Annotated in this window: 8 protein-coding genes and 1 pseudogene; 4 read left to right on the forward strand and 5 right to left on the reverse strand. The window is 54.0% G+C overall.

Going from position 1 to position 4,683, the window contains the following annotated elements:
• The 4 genes and pseudogenes from ICT70_RS14600 to ICT70_RS14615 form a co-directional block, all read right to left on the reverse strand.
• Positions 1–260, reverse strand: a pseudogene (locus ICT70_RS14600) (ExeA family protein); the annotation flags it as partial.
• A gap of 2 nt (positions 261–262) precedes the next feature.
• Complete coding sequence (locus ICT70_RS14605; RefSeq protein WP_191157933.1) at positions 263–1,543, reverse strand: DDE-type integrase/transposase/recombinase; 1,281 nt, start codon at positions 1,541–1,543, stop codon at positions 263–265.
• Positions 1,544–1,647: 104 nt separating this feature from the next.
• A complete protein-coding gene (locus ICT70_RS14610; RefSeq protein ID WP_191157935.1) occupies positions 1,648–2,097 on the reverse strand; it encodes a hypothetical protein in 450 nt (149 codons plus the stop codon).
• Between the two features lie 178 nt (positions 2,098–2,275).
• Positions 2,276–2,422 carry a hypothetical protein gene (locus tag ICT70_RS14615; protein ID WP_191157937.1) on the reverse strand — a complete coding sequence of 49 codons (147 nt, stop codon included), beginning with the start codon at positions 2,420–2,422 and terminating at the stop codon, positions 2,276–2,278.
• A 182-nt stretch (positions 2,423–2,604) separates the two neighbouring features.
• Between ICT70_RS14615 and ICT70_RS14620 the strand changes: the two genes are divergently transcribed.
• Genes ICT70_RS14620 through ICT70_RS14630 form a run of 3 tightly spaced genes read left to right on the forward strand, consistent with a single transcriptional unit; the run spans position 2,605 to position 3,587 of the window.
• Positions 2,605–2,949, forward strand: a complete 345-nt coding sequence (locus ICT70_RS14620; RefSeq protein WP_191157939.1) for a hypothetical protein — start codon at positions 2,605–2,607, stop codon at positions 2,947–2,949.
• Positions 2,950–2,980: 31 nt separating this feature from the next.
• Positions 2,981–3,295 carry a type II toxin-antitoxin system RelE/ParE family toxin gene (locus ICT70_RS14625; protein ID WP_191157941.1) on the forward strand — a complete coding sequence of 105 codons (315 nt, stop codon included), beginning with the start codon at positions 2,981–2,983 and terminating at the stop codon, positions 3,293–3,295.
• Positions 3,282–3,587, forward strand: coding sequence for an addiction module antidote protein (locus tag ICT70_RS14630; protein WP_191157943.1), 306 nt, complete (start codon positions 3,282–3,284; stop codon positions 3,585–3,587). Before ICT70_RS14625 ends, ICT70_RS14630 begins: the two co-directional genes overlap by 14 nt.
• Before the next feature lie 206 nt (positions 3,588–3,793).
• Here the strand turns inward: ICT70_RS14630 and ICT70_RS14635 are convergent, their stop codons facing one another.
• Entirely contained in the window at positions 3,794–4,123 is a 330-nt protein-coding gene (locus tag ICT70_RS14635) for a Rad52/Rad22 family DNA repair protein (RefSeq protein ID WP_191157945.1), read from the reverse strand.
• A gap of 283 nt (positions 4,124–4,406) precedes the next feature.
• On the opposite strand from ICT70_RS14635, the gene ICT70_RS14640 reads away from it, so the two are divergent.
• Positions 4,407–4,683, forward strand: a 277-nt coding sequence (locus ICT70_RS14640) for an AAA family ATPase (protein ID WP_191157947.1), incomplete at its 3' end; no start/stop codon positions are given.

Genomic DNA, 4,683 nt, shown 5'->3' on the forward strand with positions numbered 1-4,683 from the left:
TCGAGGATCGACCCGGAGCAGGCGGTCACGGCAATCACCTGGTATTCGGCAGGGTGCAGGCCACCGATCAAGTAGCGCAGGATGGTTGACTTGCCGCTGCCGATGTCGCCGGTGATCAGAGCAACACCACCCATGTGTACGGCGTAATCAATCCGCTCTTTGGTGGCGGTGATGACCGGCGTCACCAGGATGTCTTTACGCGGCAGGTCGGCACCAAAGGGGTTTTTACTCAATCCAAACGTATGACGACACACATCCATGATCAGCCCTCCCATACTTGGCCGCTGTGTGGCGTACTTGTGCCAAACAGTTCGATCTGACCGTTCTTGTCGCGTTTGACCCGGGCATTGACATGCAGATCAATGAGCTTGAGCAGCCCATAAGACTGCCCCTGGTGGCGAATCTCCACGTGCTCTGGGGTGCGTTCATGATAAAGCAGTTCGACCCGGTGGCCGATCAGATCGACCGGACCCTCGAAGAGGCGTTTGTCAATAACGATGGAGCGATCCTTGTTGACCCGGCGATAGACGGTTTTACGAAAATAATCACTGAGATTCGCAGGCGCTGACCGCAGGCAATGCAGACCGGCAGCAAATCGCTTGTGGGGTGTCTGTCCGGTGGACCCATGCGGGCGCTGGTGGTACTGGTCATCCAGCCAGGCACTGAAGGCAACGTTGATCTCTTGCAGACTCTGCCCTTTGAAGCCGGGTAAGAACTGGGTGCGCACGGTGCGCAGATACCGTTCAATTTTACCTTTTCCCTGGGGCTGGTAGGGTTTAGCGTGGATCAGGGCGATACCCAGAGCTGCTGAGGTATATTCAAGCTGCCGGGAACGATACGCGGAACCATTATCGACGTACAGCTTGCGTGGCAATCCGCGTCTGCTCAAGGCCTGGTAGAAAGCATCCTGGAAGCAGGCCAGGGATTCGGAGGGATAAAACGCAGCGTGTGGAATCAGGCGGGAGTGATCGTCAATAAAAGCGATCAGATAACACTTGCGGCGCTTGCCGTTACAGTCGAGCACCGGCCCATGGAGAATGTCCGATTGCCACAGGTCGTTGGGCAGTTCGGCTTCAAACTTGCGCCGATCCGCCTGTGGTGCTTCGTCAGCAGCCATCAGTTTGTGCTGACGCAAAAAGCGGTACACCGAACTTAAGCTGACAGACCGTCCGCCGTTGACCAACTGGCGCTGATGGAGTATCCGGGTGAGTTCCGGAACGGGCATTTTGCGCATCTCTTTGCGCAAGGCAATCAGGGCCAGACCGGTTTCCTCGTCAATGGCGCGGGTCTGTCCCTGATCGTTACGATCCTGGGGATAAAGAGCTTCCAGTCGTTGTCCCTGTTCCAGGTAACGGGTAATCCAGCGAATCAGGGTACTGCGGCTGACCCGGGTCCGGCCGCTGTGAGGAATCTGCCATTTGCGCGCGCACTTCTCCTGTAGCAGGGCCTCCCGCTCCCCGCGATCCAGGCGTGTCGCGCCGACGAACTCGGCAATCAGGCCGTAACGGAAGACGGCCACCTCTTGTTTCTGCTGTTCTGTCATAAGATCTCCTGCTGGCAAGGGTTTGCCAACCTCTACATCAGCAGGAGCACCACCTACCAGAGCAGATACCACTGGGGTGCCCAAAAAGCACCGGCCTGGTCAATTTAACTGGCGCGGGCGACCGGGATCAGACGGCGTGTCAGCAGTTGGTCGTAGCCCTGAAGCAGTCCTTTGGACCAGGTGTTGGTCAGATGAATCTGAATCTGTTGTTTCAAATTCAGCAGCCAGTGGCGCAAGCGGGAGCGCGGGAACGCCAGAGGGGGCCAACGTCCCTGATGAACGCGATGAGTCAAACAGGTGACAATGACCGCTATACAGCTACGAATCCGGGGGAAATAATTGGCAGGACGTGCGGTGATGACACAACGACACAAAGGACAACGATAGCATTTCATCGGCAGGGCCTCAGCAAAACCAGCAAAGTAGCGCAGCGCGTAACCGTGGCCCCAGATCCGCCACTGGTGACAACGTGGGCAGGAGTCCGGACGGGGCCAGCGAAATTTTTTGCCCTGCTGCTGAATTTGCTTGAGATCAACCGCAACGGACCATATCATGATCACTCCGGTTAAAGGGGCTGTAACCCCGAAAGCAAAAAGGGCGGAGAGTTCTACGAAAACTCTCCGCCCGCTTTATTTTAACGACCGAATAAAGAGCCTTATCTGAAGGCTCAGATAATCTGACACCCTGCGGTCATTGGTCAACACATTCTGACAATCTCATACCCTCTCTAAATCATTTTTCGTGGCAATCAACAAGTGGCCTGTTGCCTCGGGCTTCAAGAACCGGGGCATATTCAAGAGCCCCCTTGAATGGGGTGAAAAGTTGAGCGACAGAGCGCCGGTCGAGTCGGGCACGGTGGTAGCGAATAAGTAGCGACATTTTCGTAAATCCTCATAAAAATAGATATTTACGAAAATCGCCGCGCCGACCTAATGGCGATTTGTCAAGTAAAAAACGCGCCATCTTGCGAATATTTAAATTATTTTTATTGCTCCGGCTAACTGCAATTTCCTAACCGGACACTACTGGGATAACCCAACAAACACAAGAAAGGAGCCCCTATGCGTGAGTATTACCATCCCGACGATCTGCTCGACCTGTCCTCAGAAGACCCCGTCCTCTGGCGGGAAATTTACGGCTATATGCAGGTGTGCCTGTATGAAGATGACGAAGCCGACCTTCGATTTCGCGTGGCCACCCAAGAAGAATTGCCTGAGATTCAAGCCCTGGGCACCCCCGAAGAAACCGCCACCATCACCATCACCTGCCAAGATCAGACGCGGATTATTCAGCGCATCATTCCTGATCGACACCGAGTAGCACATCAGGCTGATCTTATTTTTGATCAGTACAGCACCGCGCCCTGGCCGCGATATGCATGGCTGGAACAGGTAATGTTGGTTTGACATTTTGTATTCGTCCGATTACAGTTAGCTCATGTACTCTGTTATATGGACATCAGATTTTGAACGCTGGATTAGCCGATTGCGTGATCGCCCGACTCGCATCCGTTTGCTGCGACGGCTGGAGAAGGCCCAGCGTGGTCTACTCGGCGATGTGAGTCCGGTAGGTGAGGGTGTTTTTGAGATGCGGGAGTTTTTCGGTCCCGGCTGGCGGATGTACTACATACAGCAAGGCGACCAACTGATTGTCATGCTCGGTGGTGGTGATAAAAGTTCCCAAGCGGATGACATTAAAACAGCAAAGCAGTTGGCGATGCAGATCAAGGAGAATCACAATGACACAGGCTAAGTTTAACACCAGTACCATGCCGGAATTCGATATGGCACAGCAACTGCGCGATGAAGCCGATATTGTTGAGTACCTGCGCCAGGTTCTGGCTGACGGTGACGGCGCTGAACTGGCCGCCGCCCTGGGGCATATTGCCAAGGCACGCGGCATGACAGAAATTGCAAACGCCAGCGGCATCCGTCGCGAAGCTCTCTACAAGGCCTTGCGTCCCCATAGTCAACCGCGCTTTGAGACTATTCAGCGAGTTTGTAAAGCTCTGGGTGTTCAGCTGACGGTAGAGCAGAGTCAATGATCTAGCAGGAGAATGAAAATTACTCCTTAATTTGATCTGGGCGGTGCGTGGCGTGATCTGCGTCACCGGCGACCCATGGCGTGGGATTGATGGTTGACGTGCTGGCGGCGGTTCTGAATGTTGCGCCTGGGACTGTGGCAAGGGCTCCTCTGTGGTCTCCGCCTGGTGAAGGGTCAGTCCTATCCCCAGTAGTGTGGCTGCTTTTTTTATCCATTGGTACAGCTGGCCTTGATGTTGCTCCCCAGGTCGACAATCTCACCGCTGTCTCTGTGGCGGGTGATCTGGCTGGAGCCGTAGCCTTCCTTGACGATTCCGTTAGCGCTGATGCGGACGTGGGCAATCACTTCCCCGGCGTCGGCATTGATATCGACGGTGAGAATCTCAAAGTTCCAGCTGTGATGAAACGCCTGGTTCAGGCGCTCAACCACAGCACTGCCTTCGACATAACTCAAGGTTCCGCCAAAGCTACCGGGGCGCTGTTTGATCTGGTTTGCTCGGAAAGGGGCGTTGAGGATGGTTCTGGTGTCTTCATTCATGGTTTTACCTCCTGTCTTGGTGGTGTTGTTAAACACAAAAAAGCTGGTTACTCCCTAGAGGAGTGAACCGGCGATGAGTGGGTGACGGACTCCTTTATTTAAGAGATCCCATCACTTTCTTTTAACAAGACAGGGGCTGGTTTTTGGATGGCCTTTGAGCGCGGTGTGGGGTCAGGGTTCAAATAGTCGTTTGACCTGGCTGAACAAACAGGTATGATACTTACAGCAAATGCCATACCAGAACCAAGCTGTTCCGGTATGGCGAACATCAGGAGTGCCCTCAATGACACCGCTCGCTAAACTCCCTATCGGGATTCAAACCTTCAGTGAAATCCGTGAAGAAGGATACGCTTACGTCGACAAGACCCCGCTGATTCACAGACTGGTGACGGAAGGCAAATACTACTTCCTCTCGCGGCCCCGACGCTTCGGCAAGAGCCTATTGGTCTCAACCCTGCAGGATTTATTTGAAGGGCGCAGGGAGCTTTTCAAAGGACTCGACATTGAAGATAAGTGGGACTGGGAGACGACTTACCCGGTGATCAAAATCAGCTTTGGTG

The organism is Pelovirga terrestris (assembly GCF_014773365.1).
In the GTDB taxonomy this organism is placed as follows: domain Bacteria; phylum Desulfobacterota; class Desulfuromonadia; order Desulfuromonadales; family Geopsychrobacteraceae; genus Pelovirga; species Pelovirga terrestris.